Here is a 20,347-nt window from a genome sequence, read left to right as displayed (position 1 = left end):
GTATTAGGCACGCCGCCAGCGTTCATCCTGAGCCAGGATCAAACTCTCCAATAAAGTTAGTTTGTCTAGCATCTAAAATAAAAATTGACGTTTCACGTTGTTTGTTTCGTTCAGTTTTCAAAGAACTTGTCCGCCGCTTCAGAAGCGACTTCATCATATTAACATCTTCATTTTTCGATGTCAACTAAGTTTTAAAATTTCTTTTTTGTCGTTTTCTGCGTTTCCGCATCAGCGACGTTTATTAATATACCATCACACTTTTTAAATAACAAGTGTTTTTTATAAAAAATACAAAAAAATTATCTATCCTACTTTCTTCTATAGAAATAACTATTATCCTCTCTACTAAAAATAGTTATTCTGATTGCATAATACTACACTTCATTCAACCAAATTGCATTTCACAATACCTTCCCAGATTTTCATTCTCTTCTATATTAAAGTTTATAATAATTATCCTTCTATAGAATAACGATATAACTTAGCATTAAGAAAAAATTCCATCTACATTAAACAACCACTCACGCGCATTAATCCTTCCTTCTCATTCAAAAATTTAAATCCCTACAAATAACAACATTCCAACACAAATATGAACTTAAAATTATTGTTAGAATTTTTTTACATTTAATTAATGAAAAATATCCATTTTTTGTTATATAGTAAGAAAGGACGCACTCAACTATAAATAAACCAATGGAGGAATTATTTTATGGATAGGTTAACAAAGTTTTCATTAAAAAACCGAGCTGCCATTATCATCATGATTTTTCTCATTTCCATACTCGGTGTTTATTCCGGCTCTAAATTACCTATGGAATTTTTACCGAGTATCGACAATCCAGCAATTACCGTCACAACCTTATCTCAAGGACTCGACGCTGAAACGATGACAAAGGATGTAACTAATCCTCTCGAAAAACAATTTCGCAATTTAGAACACGTCGACACCATTACTTCTTCTACATACGAGGGATTATCACGTATCGACATTGCGTATACATCAAAAGCAAACATGAAAGATGCAGCACGCGAAGTCGAAAAAGCCGTCAATACAATTAAATTACCTAAAGATGTAACCAAGCCCGTAGTTAGTCAATTAAACACTTCTATGATTCCACTCGCTCAAATTACTATCCAGAAACAAAACGGTTTTTCAAAAGCAGATGAAAAACAAATTGAAAAAGAAATCGTACCACAACTCGAAAACATTGATGGTGTTGCCAACGTTATGTTTTTCGGAAAATCCACCTCTGAATTATCTATCGTACTTGATCCGAACCAATTAAAAAACAAAAACGTAACATCACAGCAGGTACTAACTGTTTTACAAGGAAAAGAAACTTCTACTCCAGCTGGGGCAATTACTGTTAATCAGGAAGAATACAACCTCCGCGTCATTGGGGACATAAAAAATGTAAATGACATTAAAAACATCACTGTGGCACCCCAAGTGAAATTGCAAGACATTGCTCAAATTGAAATCAAACAACACTACGATACAATCTCACATATAAACGGAGAAGAAGGCACAGGATTAATCATCATGAAAGAACCGAGTAAAAATGCAGTTGCCATTGGAAAAGAGATTGATAAAAAAGTTAAAGAGATAGATAAGGAATATAAAGATCAATTTTCCATTAAACTTTTGGCTTCAACCCATGAACAAGTTGAAAATGCTGTTACTAGCATGGGAAAAGAAGTAATACTTGGAGCAATCGCTGCAACTCTAATTATCTTAATCTTTTTACGTAACTTCCGAACAACACTCATCGCTGTTGTCAGTATTCCATTATCCATTTTATTAACACTCTTTTTACTACATCAATCTAACATTACGCTTAACATTTTAACCCTCGGTGGTTTAGCTGTTGCGGTTGGACGTCTCGTCGATGATAGTATCGTTGTCATCGAGAATATTTTCCGCCGTTTACAAAAAGATTCTTTCTCTAAAGATATCATTCTCGATGCAACGAAAGAAGTCGCAGTCGCAATTACTTCTTCTACTTTAACAACGGTCGCTGTTTTTTTACCTATCGGCCTCGTATCAGGAGCAATCGGAAAATTAATGTTACCTATGGTATTAGCAGTTGTATATTCTATATTATCATCCTTAATCGTTGCACTAACAGTTGTTCCACTTATGGCTTTTTTACTACTCAAAAAAACAAAGCATCGAAAGCCAAGTTCTTCATCACGATATGTCGCTACATTAAAGTGGGCTCTTTCTCATAAATTCATTATTCTACTTACTGCATTTTTATTATTTGTAGGATCAATTGCAGCTTATATATTACTACCGAAAGCAAACATAAAATCTGAAGACGACACAATGTTATCTATTAACATGACATTTCCAGCCCATTATAATGCTGAATCTCAAAAACAAAAAGCATTTGATTTTGAAAAGAAATTACTTTCTAATTCAGATATAACAGACGTTATTTTACGAATGGGATCTAGCGCAGAAGATGCACAATGGGGGCAAACAACTAAAAATAACCTCGCTAGTATATTCGTAGTCTTTAAAAAAGGTTCTGATATTGATCAATATATTAAAGAGTTAAAAAAGGAACATAAAACTTTTGAGCCTGCTGAACTTGATTATATAAAAACAAGTTATTCAAGCTCTGGCGGCGGCAATAACTTACAATTTAACGTAACAGCTACTAACGAAGCGGATTTAAAAGAAGCGGCTACTATCGTTGAAACAAAACTAAAAAGCATGGATGATCTTTCTAAAGTAAAAACAAATTTAGAAGACTCTAAGAAAGAATGGCAAATTCATATTGATCAAACAAAGGCTGAACAACTAGGTTTAACACCAGAAATAGCTGCGCAACAAGTAGCATTCCTTATGAAGAAATCACCTATTGGCGAAATTACAATTAATAATGAAAAAGCTACTATTATGATAGAACACAAAAAAGAAAACATTAATAAACAAGAAGATATTTTAAATACAAACATACTATCACCTATTAATGGACCAATACCTTTAAAAGACATTGCAACTATTTCAGAAAAACAAACACAAACAGAAATTTTTCATAAAGACGGAAAAGAAACAATCCAAATTACAGCCGAAGCTTCAAATGAAGATTTGAGTAAAGTAAACACAGCAGTAAATAAAGCGATGACTGACTTAGATTTACCTGGTGGTGCAAAAGTAAATATCGCAGGAGCTACTGAATCTATGCAAGAGAATTTTACAGATTTATTCAAAATTATGGGGATTGCAATCGGGATTGTATATTTAATTATGGTTATCACCTTCGGGCAAGCACGTGCTCCTTTTGCAATCCTATTCTCCTTACCATTAGCTGCTGTCGGTGGTATTTTAGGATTAATCATTTCACGAACACCTGTTGATGTAAATTCCTTGATCGGCGCATTAATGTTAATCGGGATTGTTGTTACAAACGCTATTGTATTAATAGAAAGAGTCCAACAAAATCGGGAACATGGAATGGAAACTAGAGAAGCCTTACTTGAAGCAGGTTCTACTAGACTACGCCCAATTATTATGACAGCTATTACAACAATCGTTGCTATGCTCCCACTCCTATTTGGCCAATCCCAAGCAGGAAGTATGGTATCAAAAAGTTTAGCCGTCGTTGTCATCGGCGGTTTGGCAGTCTCAACTGCTCTTACATTAGTAGTCGTTCCAGTTATGTATGAACTATTAGATAAAATCGGGAGAAAAAGACGCTCCCGTAGGAAAATAAGCACTTCTACAGAAACACCTGATATTTAAAAACAAAAGGCGTTATCTTCACAAATGAAGATAACGCCTTCTCTCTATTTAGTCATATAATCCATCATTTTTTCCACATATTGCTCTATAGGTTTACTAGAACCCACAATCTAAATTACATCTGTTCTTCTTTATAATTAATCACAAATTCAACAATCATTACATCCATTCCTTCTATATTAAAATACAAAAGAACCCCCTACCTATAAATAGAGAGTTCTTCTTTATAATTTATGCCGCTTTTACCTTTTTCGTTGTTTTACTTTTTCTTTTCGTTCCTGTAAAGCGCTTGTGTAATATAGATGCTATCAAGCGTGAAATAACATTGAATAGTAATACCATAATAATTAATACAGCTGCAGATTTTGTCGCAATCAACTTCGCATCTGGAATAACTCCTTCAGAATTTAATTTCCAAATGTGAACCGCTAATGTTTCAGCTGGTCTAAACGGATTTAAAGGATGCGCAGGACTTGAGAAATCCGCTGCTGAATTTAAAATCGGGGATGTTAAACCCGCTGTGTAAATTAATGCTGCCGCTTCCCCAAATATACGACCCGCCGCTAAAATAATCCCTGTAATAATTTGTGGTAATGACGATGGGATAATAATACGAGCGATTGTTTGCCACTTCGTTGCACCTAATCCAAGACTTGCCTCTTTTACATTCTGAGGAACTTCTGAAATCGCATTTTCACAAACACGCGTTAAACCTGGTAAATTTAAAATAGTTAAAGCAAGAGCACCACCCATTACTGTGTACCCCCAACCTGTCATTGTAACGAACACTAACAAACCAAATAAACCAACAACAATAGAAGGTAAAGACGCCATCGTCTCTATACATAGACGAACAAAATTTAAAAAACGTCCTTGTTTTGCGTACTCTGCTAAATATATTCCAGCACCTAATCCAAGAGGAATAGATATAATAAGCGTTATAACAAGCATGTAGAAGGAATTGAATAACTGCGGACCAATCCCACCACCAGCTCTTGTATTGCTTGGTTCTCCAAACAAGAAATTAGGATCCCAAAATCCCCATCCCTTTTGTAAAATCTCAAATACTAAGAACACTAGCAAAGCTACAACTAAAGCCGCAACCGCATAAAAGATACCCGTCCAAACTTTATTTACCGTTCTTGCATTCATTATTATCGCTCACCTCTTTGCCCAATCGCTCGAATTACTAAAATAAACAGGAATGAAATAACAAGTAAAATCATCGCTAAAGTCCATAGCGCATTGTTCCAAGCAGTTCCGTTCAATGTATTCGTCATGTCCATTGTTAAAATACCAGTTAACGTCGCTGTCGGACTATATATTCCTTCTGGTAATTTAATCGTATTCCCGATTACCATTTGAACCGCTAACGCTTCACCGAAAGCACGCGCTAAGCCTAAAACAACACCTGTTAAAATCCCTTTTTTCGCAGCAGGAACAATCACTCGGCTAATCGCTTGCCATTTCGTTGATCCTAGACCATAAGAAGCTTCTAAATAATCAAATGGAACAGAACGTATTGCATCAGAAGCGATACTAGCAATAGTAGGTAAAATCATAATACTTAATACAACAATACCTGCAATTAAACTAAAGCCTACTCCCCCAAACGAATCACGTAATAGTGGTACTAAAATCGTAACACCTAATAATCCGTATACAACCGAAGGAATACCAACTAACAATTCTAGAACAGGCTTCAATACTTTATTTCCAAACTTTGGCGAAATTAAATTCATGAATATAGCAAGAGCTATAGCAATTGGTGCACTAATAATAACCGCACCTAACGAAACCACCGTTGAACCTACAATGAAAATTAAAGCCCCGAAGGATCCTTGATCAGCATTTGGATTCCATTTTGTCGATGTTAACATCTCAGTAAATGAGATACCACTTTGTGTAAAAGATTGAATACCTTTACCACAAATAAACGCAATAATAGCTAATGTAATTAAAACAATAAAAATACCACAAAACGTAACAAGTGATCTTCCTATATATTCACTTTTCACGTAATTAATTTGCTTTTTCCCCTTCATCACAGGACAGACCCCACTTCACAGATTGAAATGAACAGGACTGGCCTTGCAGCCAGCCCCATAAAATTTTATTACTTATTTAATTTAGACATTGGAATGTAGCCCATATCTTCTACTTGCTTTTCAAAATCTTTACCTTTTACATAATCGATGTAAGCTTTCGTCGCTTCCTTCGCTTCACCTTTTGTTACCATATATTCGTAAGACCAGAATGGATATTTACCAGACGCGATGTTTTCAACTTTCGGTTCAGCACCATCAATTTTCACTGTTTGTAGTGCGCCTTTTTTCTCGCCCACCATGTAAGACATTGCTAAATAACTCACCGAACCAGGAGTAGAGTTAATCGCTTGCTCTACTGCACCGTTAGAATCTTGTGTTGTACCAGTTCCATCATTAATTTTCGCGTCTTTCATAATCGTTTTTTCAAATGTAGCACGTGTACCAGATGAAGCCGGACGATTAATTACATTGATTTTTTCATCTTTTCCGCCTACTTCTTTCCAGTTTGTTACTTTTCCAGTGAAGATATCTTGTACTTGTTGCATTGTTAAGTTATCAACTTTTACATCTTTATTTACGACAAGAGCGAATGCAATACCCGCTACCTTGTTATCTACTAATTCTTTCGCCTTTTCAGCATCTTTTATTTTATCTCCGGACGGAACATCTGAATTACCAATTTGTACTGCACCAGATGCTACTTGGTTAATCCCAGTTCCACTACCGCCACCTTGAACTTGAATAGAAACTTTTGAATTTTTCTCCATGAATTTCTTTCCAGCTTCCTCCGCAAGAGGTAGAAGAGCTGTAGAACCAGCCGCTGCAATCGTACCTGATAATTCTTGTTTTGTATTATCGCTTCCTTTAGCAGTGTCTTTACTAGTTGTATCTTCTGCTTTCCCACAACCAACTAATGCTCCTGCTACCACTAAAGCTGCTAAAGAAAATTTAATACCTTTTTTCATAACCATGTCTTGTACCCCCATTTGGATTATCACTTTTCGAATTCATTTTCTTTCGAACACAAATTCATTGTAGGACAACAATATTATGTGAGTGTTAAGCAATTTTTAATTTTAAGTAAATGACGATAATAATCCTTAAAAGCTAGAAATCCCAACATTTATAGTTAAATAACCAAACAAAAACCACACTAACTACACTGCAATGTAAATATATTCTTAACAATGTAAATTCAATGTAAATGTTTTTCTCTCTTTTTCCCTTTTCGTTAAAGTTACATTTACAATTCCGCTGTATTTTGTAATTTTTACACACCTAATTTATGCACATTAAAAATAATTTCAGTAATATTTTTTAGTACAACTAAATAAATTGGAACAATTCTAAAAATAAATGAATATTTTTAAAGTACTAATTGACAACATAATCCAATGTAGTCTACTATATTACTAACAAAAAGTTTACCTTAGGAAACTTTTTAAACTCAAACTAAAAATATAGAGATGAGGTAACTTTTATGGTATCGGCTAATACAAAACCACTTTCCGAATTTAAGACAGGAGAGTTTGTAAAAATTGAGAAGATACAATTAGAAGGAACTATGAAACGACGTTTATTAGATTTAGGATTTATCCCTGGGGCGACGATTAAAGTATTGCAACGCAGTCCACTTGGAGATCCGGTCGCTTATCAAGTGAGCAACACAACTATTGCACTGCGCAAAGAAGAAAGCTCCCTTATTTTCGGGGTATTAATAGGAGATGATTTCAGATGAGCAAACATCGTATTGCTTTAGCTGGTAACCCGAATACCGGGAAAAGTACATTATTTAATACTTTAACAGGCTTAAAACAACATACTGGAAACTGGACGGGAAAAACTGTTTTAAAAGCTGAAGGAGAATATGAACATAACGGAAGTAATTATACATTAATAGATTTACCTGGAACTTACTCGCTATACTCAAATTCCGCGGACGAAGAAGTAGCGAGGGATTATATTATATTTAAAAAACCAGAAGTAACTGTAGTTGTTATAGACGCAACTGCTATGGAAAGAAATTTAAATTTAGCACTTCAGGTGATGGAGATGACAAATAATGTAGTCATTTGCATTAACTTAATTGATGAAGCCGAGAAAAAAGGCATCGTTATTGATGAAAAGAAATTAGCAAAATCACTTGGTGTGCCTGTCGTTAAAATTTCAGCACGTAACCGAGTAGGTATTGGTCATTTGCTAAATGTTATTGCAAAAGTAGCAAATAAAAAACTAATTCCAACACCAATTAAAATTACTTACAGCGAAAAAATCGAAAATATGATTCAGGAATTAGAACCAAAAATTTATAAAGTGTTCGGTGATACGTATCCAGCACGTTGGATTGCGTTACGTATACTAGATGGAGATAAAAATTTCTTAACTACACTTCAAAAACACCATAATGAACCACTTGTAAGGGAGGTCGTAATTAATGGAATCTCACTCAGCCAGTAAAGCTCTTCCATTAGACTATATTATTCAACATGCACAAACACTTTCAAAAGAAGATATACGAGATGATATAGTCGGAGATATTTACCAAACATCTGCAAGCATATGTAAAGAATCCGTCCAATATACAAATACTGATAAATTATATCGTTCCGAAAAACTAGATAAAGTTTTCACATCTCCAATATGGGGATTCCCAATTATGCTTGGGATTTTATCTATTATTTTTTATCTTACAATTGCAGGCGCTAACGTACCATCTGATATGATTGCCGAATTCTTCGGATGGGCCGAAGGATATTTAACATCTTGGTTCCAAGCAGCACATGCACCTGAATGGTTACACGGCATTTTAATACTTGGTTTATTCCGTGGTATCGGTGCTGTTATTAGCGTTATGTTACCACCTATGGCAATCTTTTTCCCTATGTTCGCGCTATTAGAAAACTACGGATACTTACCACGTGTCGCGTTTAATATGGATCGCTTATTCAAACGATCCGGTGCACACGGGAAACAATCTTTAACAATGGCAATGGGATTTGGTTGTAATGCAGCAGCCATTATGTCAACACGTATCATTGAATCACCACGTGAACGTATGCTAGCAATTTTAACGAACAACTTCGTTCCTTGTAACGGTCGCTGGCCTATGTTAATTTTAATGGCTTCACTATTTATGGCTGCTGGTTATACAGGCAGTATGCAAACATTGGTTACTGCTGGCGTTGTAGTTGGAATGGTTGTAATTGGGGTTATTATGACATTAACTGTTTCTTGGGTACTATCAAAAACAGCCTTAAAAGGGGTTCCAACTCACTACACACTTGAGTTACCTCCGTACCGCAAGCCAAAAGTTTGGAATACAATTGTTCGCGCAACACTCGATAAATCAATCTATGTTTTAAAACGAGCTATAGTTGTTGCTGCCCCTGCGGCTGCATTAACTTGGTTACTTGCTAACATTTTTATCGGTGACACAAGCTTACTTATGTATTTTGTAAACTTCCTAGATCCATTCGCTAAAATGTTAGGACTTGACGGGTTTATTCTAGCTGCGTTCATTCTTGGACTACCAGCGAATGAAATTGTTATCCCAATTTTATTAATGTCTTACTTATCAACTGGGGCTTTAACTGAAATAGATGATTTTAATCAAATTAAAAATCTATTCCTAGAAAATGGTTGGACTTGGTTAACAGCGTTAAACACAATGTTGTTCTCACTTCTTCATTTCCCGTGCGGAACAACACTGGTTAACATATATAAAGAAACAAAAAGTGCAAAATGGACATTCTTATCGTTTGCAATCCCTACCGTTATCGCCATTGTTGTGACATTCCTCTCTACACAATTGGTACATTGGTTAGGGCTTGTATAAAGCAAAGCATACATAGAAGGTATCCCCCTTCACATATGCTTTGTATAAAAGAAACCTGAAATCATTCAGGTTTCTTTTTTTGCACATCAGTATTCCAAGGCTGCGCTCCATACGTTGTGAGTTTCTTATGAATAAAGTATATGGCTCCTGGAAGAATTGCTATTAATATTGTGCAACTAATTCCTAATCCAGTAAACAACTTCCATCACCTTACTTCACTTTCTTTGGTAATGCTGAACCTGAATGTTCAATTGTTGGATCAACGTGAACATTAATTTCAGCATTACTAAAATAATTTTGGCCTTGATCCCAATTCTTACTAATTTTCTTCCACTCTTTATAATTATGCCTCTTATATACCTCTCCTAATTCCAATACATCTACCTTATATTTTTTTTGAACAAGCTGTATAGACTTTTCAATACGCTTCTTCATTTCCTTTGAAATCTCTTTCTTTAAAAACTTTTCATTCATCACTTGTTTCGGTTCATTAAAATGTAACTCAGCTAATATGCCTTCTGTGGACAAATGAATATCAAACTTCGGTTTTGTAGCATTTTCAGTAGACACTTGGATCTTTCGGCGCAACTTATGAATTTCATATGTAATGAGCTGATTCTTTTTACGAACAGTAAAGAAACCTCCAATTTTTTTACCTATTACATAGTTCATTCCTAATGTTTGTTCTCCACTCAAAGTTCCAACGCACTTATTATCCTTTCCACGGATCAATGCCGCTCCTTCCATTTGTACGCCTTGTTTAGTTAATCCTAAGAGAGGTAATGCAAAACTTCGATCTGCGATCATTTTCCCTTGTACTTCACCAATTCTCGCCGCCTCAATCATTTGAGCGTTTTTCGGAGGATGTTCAGCTAACATATCAATGTACTGCGCCGGTAAGTTTTCAGGTTTTGCACTCTGTTTTAAAATAGATTCTGCATTTTTCTTGGAAACGAACAAACGAATATTTCTTCTCATTTCATGATCACGAAAATATACATCTAACGTATTTTGCAAAACATACGGATTCGCTAGTAATTCATCCGAAAAAATAATGACTTGTATATGCGGAAAAAATAATGTTCGACTAATTTTTTTAGCAATTATTCTTATTTGCTCAAAGACGCTATCTGCTTTCGCACTTACGTTAATATAATTTTCACTATCTCCATCGCCCTGTCCACCTTGTTGTGCTAACTTACTGGGAAGTACCATCTGATACGTCCCTTTCACAATCGGATTTGATTTCTTTTTCTTCACAATATCGTAAGCTGCGCCTACTACAAATCCTCTTTCTTCTATTTCTTCTAGTTCAGAGCACCCACTTATAGATCCAGCTAAAACCATAACCATTATAATTTTAAGAAGGTGTTTCATTTCTACCATTCCTTCTTTTTATTTTATATACAATAAAAACTAGCAAAGGAGTTAATACGACAAACCCCATATCTATCCACGCTAAATACGTTCCGTAACTTGATAACGTATCTAAATTACCAGGGAGCATATTCAGCATAAAAATCAGAGGCGCGCTTCCGAAAATAAAAATATGTTTCTTCACTTTCGGAAACATGGCACAAAATAATAAAGATGCGACGTCATAATACATTGCTGTAGTGTTATAAATAGTAATAATCCAAGTTGTAAAAAAAATTGCATCGAACCTTTCTAAAAAGCCTCCACCAATTTCAATTTCTTTCCCTAATTCAATTGTTGGATATGTCAATCCACGAGTTGTCATATACGTAAAAACACTAATACAAGTTACATAAATTAAAATGTATGAGAGCACATTTACTATTACTGCTTTCGCAACTGCCATTGGTGCCTTTTTCGCTGTCTTATCATTCAACAACACAGCATAAAACAGAGCTACCTCAAATCCAATAAATGTGAATATAGAATTTTTAACCCCAACAGCGTATTGACTTACTTCCGTTTGGAAAGCTGGAAACAAATTGTTTATTTCCATTAAATTTATATTTAATAAAGAAAGAAGCACTATTGCAATTAAGACAATAGGTAAGAACATAACATTTAATCGTAATAAAGCTGCTCTTGACCCTGCTATTCCATAGATAACAACTAATAAGAAGAAAAAAGATAGTAACTGTACCGGTGTCTCACTAAATAAATACGTTTGCGAAATTATTGCAATCATTCGTGATTCATATGCTGTCAAAGCAGCAAACGTTAATACTAAAACCATACTAATCGTGTATGCTACCGGCTTTGTCAAATGTGCACTCGTATATTGAACAAAGTTTTGTTTTGGAAATAAAATAGCCACCCTCGTTACAAACCAGCCTAAAACTGCACATATCAATCCACCCAAAAGCAAAATAATCCAACCATCTGAAAATAAAGTTTGGTTAGCAATATCCCTTGGCATAGATAATGCTCCTATACCAATAATGGTCGATGATACCGCAAACCCAATTTCCCGAGATCCAATTTCTTCATCGCCATACTCAAATGGTTTCAATTATTTTCGCTCCTTTGGACGTACTGTAGAATCTTTCGTTTGTAAATATTCCGGTCTCTCTTTCAACATTGATTTTGGCATGCGAATAAACTCTTCTTTCCAATCTTTATAAAATGCGGGAGCAATTGGAGTTGTATACGGTACACCAACACTTGTTAAATTTGTAATATGAACAGCAAGCGCAATAAGAGCTAGAATGATTCCATACAACCCAAAAGCCGTTGCTGCTAACACAAAGACGAAAAGTAAAATCCGAAACGTAATTGTGATGCTATACACTGGAAGTGAAAATGTAGCAATAGCTGTAACCGCAATAATGATAACTAAAAATGGATTTACAATTCCTGCATTCACCGCTGCCTCTCCAATTACAAGACCACCTACAATCCCAATTGTTTGTCCCATCGGTTTCGGCAACCTAATTCCTGCTTCTCTTATTAACTCCATCGTTAATGCCATCATTAACGTTTCAATATAGGCAGGAAAAGGAACACCTTCTCTTGCTCCAGCAATCGAATAAGCCAATTTAGAAGGAATAAGTCCTTGGTGATATGAGACGAGCGCTACATACATCGCCGGCATTAAAATTGCAACTATACCAGAACCCATCCGCAAAATTCTTAATAAAGTCCCTATTACCCAACGCTCATAGTGATCTTCCACAGATTGAAAAATATCAACAAATACTAGCGGAGCTATAAGGGCAAAAGGTGATCCATCCACCAAAATAGCTGCCTTTCCTTTCGCTAATGAGGCCACAATATTATCAGGCCTTTCCGTATTCAAAAACTGCGGAAACGGTGATAAATTATTATCTTGAATTAATTGCTCAATTGTACCCGTCTCAAAAACGACATCTGTCACTATGGATTGAAGACGCCGATCTAGCTCTTTTACAATGTAAGGATTGATAATGTCTTCTATATATACTAAAGTCACTTCTTTTTGGGATCTCTTTCCCATAATATAAGATTGAAATCTCAGCTTTGGGTCACGTAAACTACGGCGAATTAACATTTTATTTACGTTAATATCTTCATTTAATCCGACCCTCGGTCCACGTATTAAATCTTCTGTTACTGGCGGTTCTAAACTTCTTTTTTCCCAAGCTCTACTATTAATTACGATAGCAGTTTGAATATTATCAATTAATATGACTGTATCTCCCGCTAAAATCGCATTTATAATATCTGGAAACGTTGTCTTCTTACCTACTTCTGCAATAGAAATAAAGCGATCCAATAATGTTTGAACAACAGCTTCGTCTTTTTGTACTTCTTCATATTGAAGTGTACGAACGACATATTTATAAACATTATCCTTATCTGTTAACCCACATAAAAAAACAACAGCACAGCGTGTAAAACTACCAGCAAGGGCAACTTCCCTAATTGTTAAATCATTAGGCGAACCTAACTCATCCCTAATTTCTTTCATAACTTCAAATAAGTTACCTTTTAGCTCTAACAAGTCCCCCACCTAACTTCCTTTTCAACAAGTTTTTAGTTAGATTCCGCTAATAGAAGAAAATATATACAAAAAAGAGCTATCTCTTTTCAAAGATAGCTCTAGCATACGAATTACTTTTCTACTATTATATCGTCTTTCTTTATAGATACATTTTTGGTGAATCCGCTAACGATAAACATCACAATCATATTCATTAACAATGCGACTATACCCACATTTAAATCTTTTATATATTGAGGGAAATCCGGAAACATCGTAGCTATAGTTGAGCCAGATAAAGTAATATACGCAACCACTAACAAACCAATCCCCATCCCTGCAATCGCCCCTTGCTTCGTAATAATCTGACGTGGAAACAAACTACATACAAGTGCAGGGAAAAGTTGTGTCACTATACTATACCCCATTAAAAGAAGCGCCCCTATCGTTTCTCCACCTTTAAAAGTAAACAAAACAGCTACAAGCGTTACTACAGGAACAAATAATTTCGCCACTTTTGCAACTTGTCGATCCGAAGCAGATGGGACCATTGTTCGGTAAATATTTTTCGCTAATAATGTGGAAGCGGCCATAACAAGCATAGACCCTGGAACTAATGCCGTTAAAACTCCAGCACTACCAATAATCCCAATAAACCAAGGATCAAAAGTTTGAAGAGCCAGACGGAATAACGAAAGATCTACATCCGCTCCCTTTAACCCAGGAACTTGCAATATAGCAGCAAATCCTGCAAAAAATACGAAAAGTAAAACTAAAGAATACAATGGCATAATTGCTGCATTTTTACGAAATACTTTTTCATTTTTTGCAGAAAAAGCAGAAGCAAATGTATGAGGCCACATATAAAAACCGAGGGCCGTTAATATAATAGTAGAAACAAACCAAGAAATACTCATTCCTTCTTCAGGTAAAGATAAAAATCCCGGTTTCGCTGCCTCTACAGCCTCAAACATCGGCTGAAATCCTCCATAATAATGATACGGCAAATATATACCTAAAAACATAACGATAAACAGTATCATAATATCCTTCAAAGCAGCCGTCCAAGCCGAACCATGTATACCTGAAACCATTACATATATAGTTATAACAATAGCACCGATCCATACTGCAACAACAGGTGACACCCTTCCGTAAGAAGCTTCTGAAACGATAATTCCCAGTCCTTTTAACTGTAAAACAAGATATGGGATGATGGAAACAACACCAACAATCGAAACAATAAGTCCAAGCGCTTTACTTCTATATTTCTTCGCAAAAAAATCTGACTGTGAAACAAGGTTATGCTCTTTCGCATACTTCCAAATGGGTGGCAATAAAAAATACGATAAAAGATAAGCTAAAGCACCATATCCCAAAATATAAAAGGTAGGTGCTCCTTTACTATATGCCCAGCCGCTTCCCCCTAAAAATGTAAACGTCGTATAAATTTCACCTGCCATAAGGAGAAAAACAAAAATAGTGCCAAATCCTCTTCCTCCAACTGACCATTGTTCTAAATTCATATCTTTTCCATGTTGTGCCCGAATCCCTAAAAATAGTGCGAGAAACAAAAATAAAATAATGATAAGTAATGCAGTCATTTTACATCCTCCTTATTAGCAGGATCAAACACGTACACAAGCCCCATACAAAAAGATGTAATAAACACTGATAATAATACCCAAAATAATAAAAATGGCATCCCTAATACGTAAGGAGTAACTGAATTCGCAAATATTGGCCCAACTACTAAACAAAGAACTGGGATAAGCGCTAGAATGTGTATTTTCTTCATCTCATTCTCCTTTACTTATAAAGTTCATAATGGCTGATACAAAGACTTCCACTCCAATCGGTAATGCATCTTCGTCAATCGTAAAACGAGGGTGATGGTGAGGATATATAATACCTTTCTCTTTATTTCCCGCTCCGATAAAAAAGAATGTCCCCGGTGCCTTTTGTAAAAACGCTGAAAAATCTTCTCCAGCCATCGTCGGCTGTAAACGAACAACTCTATCCCTTCCATAAAGTTGTAATGCCGTTTGTTCAATAAGCTCTGTAGCTTCATAATCATTTACAACTGGTCGATATCCATATTCATATGAAAATGTATATTTCGCTCCGTAAGATTCCGTAATATGCTTCACAATCCGCTCAATCTTCTTCTCTGTTTCACCTCGTAACTCATGTCTTAAACTTCTTACTGTCCCTTCAATCTCAGCTTGCTCTGGTATTACATTATGAGTTGTCCCAGCATGAAATTGCGTAACAGATATTACAAGAGAATCTAATGGATTCGTGAGGCGAGATACAATTTGCTGAAGTTGCGAAACGACTTGTGTTCCGATTGCAATACTATCCACCGTTTCATGAGGGATTCCAGCATGTCCACCTTTTCCCTCTATCTTAATTTTAAAAACATCCGGTGCAGCCATTGCAGGACCATAAATAACACCTATTTTCCCAACCTCTAACGACGCCCAAAGGTGAGCACCAATAATATAATCCACACCTTCCATTACACCTGCAGCAACCATCTCCTCTGCACCACCAGGAAAATTCTCTTCAGCATGTTGGAATAGAAAACGAATCTCCCCTTTAATCTTCTCTCTTTCTTCTACCAACTTATGTACAACCCCAAGTAATATCGCTATATGTCCATCATGACCACATGCATGCATTACACCTTTATATGTAGAAATAAAATCAAACTCATTTTCTTCATAAATAGGAAGAGCATCCATATCGGCTCGAATCGCAACTGTTTTGCCCGGATGTTTACCTACTAACTTTGCCATCACACTATATTTAGTCGGCCGTGACACTTCTAAATATGGGAATTTCCGAAGTATATCGAACACAAACTGCGATGTTTTCTCTTCTTGAAAAGATAACTCTGGATACTTATGAAAATGCCTTCTCCACTCAACTAACTGATTTTTTGACAAAACAAGTTCCTTTGCAACATCCATTTCTCTTCTCCCCTTCTTCACCAAGTTAAATGTTATTATAACGTGAATCGTTAACTTTTAAAAGAATCTTCTGAATTTTCGGTGTTAATAAACCAAAAAGAAAAAGCCATCCCAAAGATGACTTTTTCATTATTATAAAATAGTAATTGCTTGTTTTCCCATTTGCTCCCAAGCTCTCTCAAATTCTGCTCGCGGAACAGCCAAACGTGGATTATTTTTAAGAGGATCATTTACATATACAAAGTTTTGATCATATCCAATTACTACTGCACTATGCTCATAATATGTAATTTTCACTTCGCCTGAACTCGTATTCCATGTTTCAAAACTACTTTCAGCTAGCGGCTTAAACGTCGTATTAATAATGACCCATACCGGAGAGCCAGAACTAATTACTTTATATATATCTTGCATGTCTCTACCTGTTAAATTAATTACTTTTTCAGGAACATATTTTTCTGCTAAATCAAAGATTGGTTTATTGTATACACCATACCCAGGCTCTGCCTTTGTATAAATATTTCCCACAAATCCCTCGTAAGGATTTCCACGCAAACCATTTTGTTCAAATGGAACACGATGAATTTCGCTAGCAAGTTGCATCTTATCTACTTGTACACCTTTATATTGCAGCAACATAGCTAAACTTGTCACTTCACACCCTCTGGGCAATTCTGGTAATTGTTTAATAAACGGAACATCTTCAATCATAGCTGCTTCTTTCATTTCAGATAGAAACTCTAAGCGTAGAACTTGCGCCTTTTGCATGATTTTATCTTTTCCTATAAAAAATGCAGCAGCAAGTATAATCCCAAAAACAAAAAGATATTTTAACTTTTTCATTATAAACAAAACTCCATTAATTATTATTTTACAGATACACCTCTTATCATTGTACCCTTCTTCTTACTAGTTTGCTAGAAAGATCATGTGAATTATCGCTGATAGAATTAATTATAAAAATTCTAATTATTTTTAATAAAAAGAAAAATAAATATACATTTACAGAATATTTTGCTAAAATCAAAATTGTTAACATAGTGAAGATATCACCATGTTAACAAACATTCTTAGAGTATTTAGTCATAGTTCGTTTTTTTACATACTCCATTCATTTCATAGCAAATAAACCGAGTGTGTGTTGCATCCCCCACTAATGATTAAAAACTCAGAATAAAACGAAGTTCACACATTCAAGAAAATACGGGGTGAGGGACATATGAATCAACAAATTGAACAAACAGATTTAAAACGAACAATGAAAAGTAGACACCTATTTATGATTGCACTCGGCGGTGTTATCGGAACCGGGTTATTTATGGGATCTGGTCAAATTGTCCATAATGCCGGACCTGGTGGTGCTATTCTTGCATTTTTAGTCGGTGGATTTGTTATGTATTTAACGATGTTATGTCTTGGTGAATTATCCGTCGCTATGCCAGAAGCAGGTTCATTCCAAAGTTATGCAAGCAAATTCATTTCACCTGGTTTTGGATTTGTTGTCGGTTGGATGTATTGGTTAAATTGGGCTGTTACAGTTGGCGTAGAGTTAACAACTGTAAGTATTTTAATGAAACGCTGGTTTCCAGACGTCTCTTCCTGGATTTGGTGCGTTACATTTGCAGCAGCACTCTTCCTCGTAAACGCTTTATCAGCAAAAGCATATGCAGAAGCAGAGTTTTGGTTCGCAAGTGTAAAAGTCGCAACAATTGTTATTTTCATCGTACTTGGCGGCGCTGTTATGTTCGGTCTACTAGACTTTAATGGAAAGCCAGCCCCAATGCTTCATAATTTCACTGAAAATGGCGGGCTATTTCCAAATGGTGCATTAGCTGTTCTTCTTACGATGATTACAGTAAATTACTCCTTCCAAGGAACAGAATTAATCGGAATCGCTTCAGGCGAAAGTGAAAATCCTGAAAAAACAATTCCAAAAGCAATTAAAAACACAATTTGGCGAACTCTCTTCTTCTTCGTCTTAGCGATATCAGTTGTTGTAGGTTTACTCCCATGGCAAGAGGCTAATCTAGTCGAAAGTCCCTTTGTACTTGTATTTGATGTAGCCGGTGTCCCATATGCAGCAGACATTATGAACTTTGTTATTATTACAGCTGTATTATCCGTTGCTAACTCTGGTCTCTACGCAAATTCTCGTATGCTGTGGGCGATGGCAAAACAAGGAATGGCAAGTCCAGCATTTACGAAATTAACTAAAAAAGGTGTACCGCTAAATGCATTAATTTTCAGCCTAATTTTCGCTAGCCTGTCCTTACTAACAAGTGTATTTGCGGCAGATACTGTCTTTCTAGTTTTAACATCTATTGCAGCAATGGCTGCCGTTGTCGTTTGGATGTCAATCGCCGCTTCACAGTTTTTCTTCCGTATAAATTTCGTGAAAAACGGTGGCAACATAAATGATTTAAAATATCGTACACCGCTCTATCCACTAGTTCCAATCGTAGCGTTTTCGCTGAATTTCATTACATTTGTTAGTTTGGCTTTCATTCCAGATCAAAGAATTGCTCTTTATTGTGGCATTCCATTTATGATTATTTGTTACATTTTATATCAAGTTAAATATAAAAAAATTGTCACACTTGAACAGCCACGAACTGTCACACAAGAAATAAACTAAATATACAAAATATTCAGCTATCTTTCTTATGATAAGATAGCTTTTTTCTATTTCTTGGATATCCTGGTATAACTTTATTTATCTTAAAATTTTCACAATCACGTTTTTCTCTGGAAAATAGTTTACAATGTAATCAAGTTACAAATGATATTCACCTTAAAAAGTGTGCATTTGTGTCTATTTTTTAACAATATATCAAAAACTATTGCCTTCTATAAATTAATAGGTTTATATTGTTTTATTGGCATAGTTTCAATCCAAGGAGAAAGGAGATTTTCAATCGTGCAACTAAAGAAAGCGTTTTGGAAGTTGGCTTCGCTTCTTCCGTTATCATTACTTCTGTTCCTCGGTGGCTGTGATAAAAAACTCGCAGTATTAAATCCGCAAGGACCTGTTGCAAAAGCACAGTATGATTTAATTGTTTGGTCATTCTTGCTTATGTCATTAATTATCGCAATTGTATTCATTCTGTTTACAGTCATCTTGATTCGTTATCGTGAAAAACCAGAGAATATGGACTATGAGCCACCTGAACAACACGGTAACACATTACTAGAAATTATTTGGACGCTTGTTCCTGTTATTATCGTTATCGCATTATCGATTCCAACAGTAAAAGCAACTTATGCTTCGGAAGAGGTTCCGAAAGAGTCCAAACATATTAAACCAGTTGAAATTTATGTTACATCTGCAAACTGGAAATGGTTATTCAGTTACCCAGAGGAAAAAATTGAAACCGTTAACTATTTAAACATCCCAGCTGGTGTACCAATTCAATTCAAACTGACTTCTGTCGGCCCAATGAATGCTTTCTGGGTACCAGAACTTGGTGGTATGAAGTACACAATGGATGGCATGATTATGGATCTTTATTTACAAGCTGATAAGCCAGGTTCTTACCTAGGCCGTAGTGCGAACTTCTCTGGTGAAGGATTCACACACATGGAGTTCGAAGTTGAAGCAAAAACTAAAGAGAAATATGACAAGTGGGTTAAAGAAGTACAAGAAACTGCTCCTAAACTAACAGAAGCTAAGTACAACGAAATTGTTAAACCTGGTGTAGTTGGTCGTATGACATTCTCTAGTCACCACTTAAGTTATGTAGATCCAAAATCACTTGAATATTGTGATTACAACTACTACAAAAACAAAAAATAATAGCT

Annotated in this window: 18 protein-coding genes and 1 pseudogene; 7 read left to right on the top strand and 12 right to left on the bottom strand. The window is 35.5% G+C overall.

The features are described from left to right. Both ACTFSL_RS14435 and ACTFSL_RS14430 read left to right on the top strand, forming a co-directional pair. Positions 1-188 (top strand): hypothetical protein (locus tag ACTFSL_RS14435; RefSeq protein WP_205189829.1); only part of this gene is annotated, 188 nt, incomplete at its 5' end. A 524-nt stretch (positions 189-712) separates the two neighbouring features. Beyond that, a complete protein-coding gene (locus tag ACTFSL_RS14430; protein ID WP_000375549.1) occupies positions 713-3,757 on the top strand; it encodes an efflux RND transporter permease subunit in 3,045 nt (1,014 codons plus the stop codon). Between the two features lie 44 nt (positions 3,758-3,801). On the opposite strand, the pseudogene ACTFSL_RS14425 reads toward ACTFSL_RS14430, so the two are convergent. From ACTFSL_RS14425 to ACTFSL_RS14410, 4 genes and pseudogenes are all read right to left on the bottom strand, one after another. After that, positions 3,802-3,867 (bottom strand): annotated as a pseudogene (locus tag ACTFSL_RS14425) (AAA family ATPase); the annotation flags it as partial. A gap of 121 nt (positions 3,868-3,988) precedes the next feature. Next, the gene (pstA, locus tag ACTFSL_RS14420) at positions 3,989-4,909 is read right to left on the bottom strand and encodes a phosphate ABC transporter permease PstA (RefSeq protein WP_000994141.1); all 921 of its coding nucleotides are present in this window, start codon (positions 4,907-4,909) and stop codon (positions 3,989-3,991) included. 2 nt (positions 4,910-4,911) lie between these two features. Beyond that, on the bottom strand, positions 4,912-5,802 hold the full coding sequence (gene pstC, locus ACTFSL_RS14415; RefSeq protein WP_000676676.1) for a phosphate ABC transporter permease subunit PstC: 891 nt from the start codon (positions 5,800-5,802) through the stop codon (positions 4,912-4,914). 71 nt (positions 5,803-5,873) lie between these two features. Beyond that, positions 5,874-6,776, bottom strand: coding sequence for a phosphate ABC transporter substrate-binding protein PstS family protein (locus ACTFSL_RS14410; protein ID WP_000245108.1), 903 nt, complete (start codon positions 6,774-6,776; stop codon positions 5,874-5,876). Between the two features lie 509 nt (positions 6,777-7,285). Here ACTFSL_RS14410 and ACTFSL_RS14405 point away from each other — a divergent pair. The 3 genes from ACTFSL_RS14405 to ACTFSL_RS14395 are packed head-to-tail and all read left to right on the top strand — an operon-like array spanning position 7,286 to position 9,640. Then, a complete protein-coding gene (locus ACTFSL_RS14405) occupies positions 7,286-7,543 on the top strand; it encodes a FeoA family protein (protein WP_063535672.1) in 258 nt (85 codons plus the stop codon). After that, complete coding sequence (locus ACTFSL_RS14400) at positions 7,540-8,262, top strand: FeoB small GTPase domain-containing protein (protein WP_440041903.1); 723 nt, start codon at positions 7,540-7,542, stop codon at positions 8,260-8,262. Before ACTFSL_RS14405 ends, ACTFSL_RS14400 begins: the two co-directional genes overlap by 4 nt. Then, positions 8,240-9,640 carry a nucleoside recognition domain-containing protein gene (locus tag ACTFSL_RS14395; RefSeq protein ID WP_440041901.1) on the top strand — a complete coding sequence of 467 codons (1,401 nt, stop codon included), beginning with the start codon at positions 8,240-8,242 and terminating at the stop codon, positions 9,638-9,640. Before ACTFSL_RS14400 ends, ACTFSL_RS14395 begins: the two co-directional genes overlap by 23 nt. Before the next feature lie 61 nt (positions 9,641-9,701). Here ACTFSL_RS14395 and ACTFSL_RS14390 read toward each other — a convergent pair whose 3' ends face one another. The 8 genes from ACTFSL_RS14390 to ACTFSL_RS14355 form a co-directional block, all read right to left on the bottom strand. After that, the gene (locus tag ACTFSL_RS14390) at positions 9,702-9,839 is read right to left on the bottom strand and encodes a hypothetical protein (RefSeq protein WP_000493981.1); all 138 of its coding nucleotides are present in this window, start codon (positions 9,837-9,839) and stop codon (positions 9,702-9,704) included. Between the two features lie 11 nt (positions 9,840-9,850). Further along, positions 9,851-11,017, bottom strand: coding sequence for a spore germination protein GerLC (gene gerLC, locus ACTFSL_RS14385; protein WP_000681652.1), 1,167 nt, complete (start codon positions 11,015-11,017; stop codon positions 9,851-9,853). Continuing rightward, positions 11,001-12,125 carry a spore germination protein GerLB gene (gene gerLB, locus ACTFSL_RS14380; RefSeq protein WP_440041899.1) on the bottom strand — a complete coding sequence of 375 codons (1,125 nt, stop codon included), beginning with the start codon at positions 12,123-12,125 and terminating at the stop codon, positions 11,001-11,003. Before gerLB ends, gerLC begins: the two co-directional genes overlap by 17 nt. Next, positions 12,126-13,604: a spore germination protein GerLA gene (gene gerLA, locus ACTFSL_RS14375; protein WP_004402934.1), complete on the bottom strand. Its 1,479-nt coding sequence runs from the start codon at positions 13,602-13,604 to the stop codon at positions 12,126-12,128. A gap of 101 nt (positions 13,605-13,705) precedes the next feature. Further along, complete coding sequence (locus tag ACTFSL_RS14370) at positions 13,706-15,178, bottom strand: sodium:solute symporter family protein (RefSeq protein ID WP_440041897.1); 1,473 nt, start codon at positions 15,176-15,178, stop codon at positions 13,706-13,708. Next, complete coding sequence (locus ACTFSL_RS14365) at positions 15,175-15,372, bottom strand: DUF3311 domain-containing protein (protein WP_000719833.1); 198 nt, start codon at positions 15,370-15,372, stop codon at positions 15,175-15,177. Before ACTFSL_RS14365 ends, ACTFSL_RS14370 begins: the two co-directional genes overlap by 4 nt. 1 nt (position 15,373) lies before the next feature. Continuing rightward, a complete protein-coding gene (locus ACTFSL_RS14360; RefSeq protein ID WP_440041895.1) occupies positions 15,374-16,549 on the bottom strand; it encodes an amidohydrolase in 1,176 nt (391 codons plus the stop codon). 132 nt (positions 16,550-16,681) lie between these two features. Then, entirely contained in the window at positions 16,682-17,392 is a 711-nt protein-coding gene (locus ACTFSL_RS14355) for a C39 family peptidase (protein ID WP_000734489.1), read from the bottom strand. A gap of 376 nt (positions 17,393-17,768) precedes the next feature. Here ACTFSL_RS14355 and ACTFSL_RS14350 point away from each other — a divergent pair, with 376 nt between their 5' ends. Beyond that, a complete protein-coding gene (locus ACTFSL_RS14350) occupies positions 17,769-19,184 on the top strand; it encodes an amino acid permease (protein ID WP_440041893.1) in 1,416 nt (471 codons plus the stop codon). A gap of 282 nt (positions 19,185-19,466) precedes the next feature. Next, positions 19,467-20,342 (top strand): cytochrome aa3 quinol oxidase subunit II, encoded by an 876-nt coding sequence (locus ACTFSL_RS14345; RefSeq protein ID WP_001176165.1) that lies wholly within the window; start codon positions 19,467-19,469, stop codon positions 20,340-20,342. The last annotated feature ends 5 nt before the right edge of the window (positions 20,343-20,347 follow it).

It is taken from the genome of Bacillus cereus group sp. MYBK108-1, from assembly GCF_051917185.1.
GTDB classification, from domain to species: Bacteria; Bacillota; Bacilli; order Bacillales; family Bacillaceae_G; genus Bacillus_A; species Bacillus_A cereus.
This window is presented reverse-complemented; position numbering and strand designations above follow the sequence as displayed.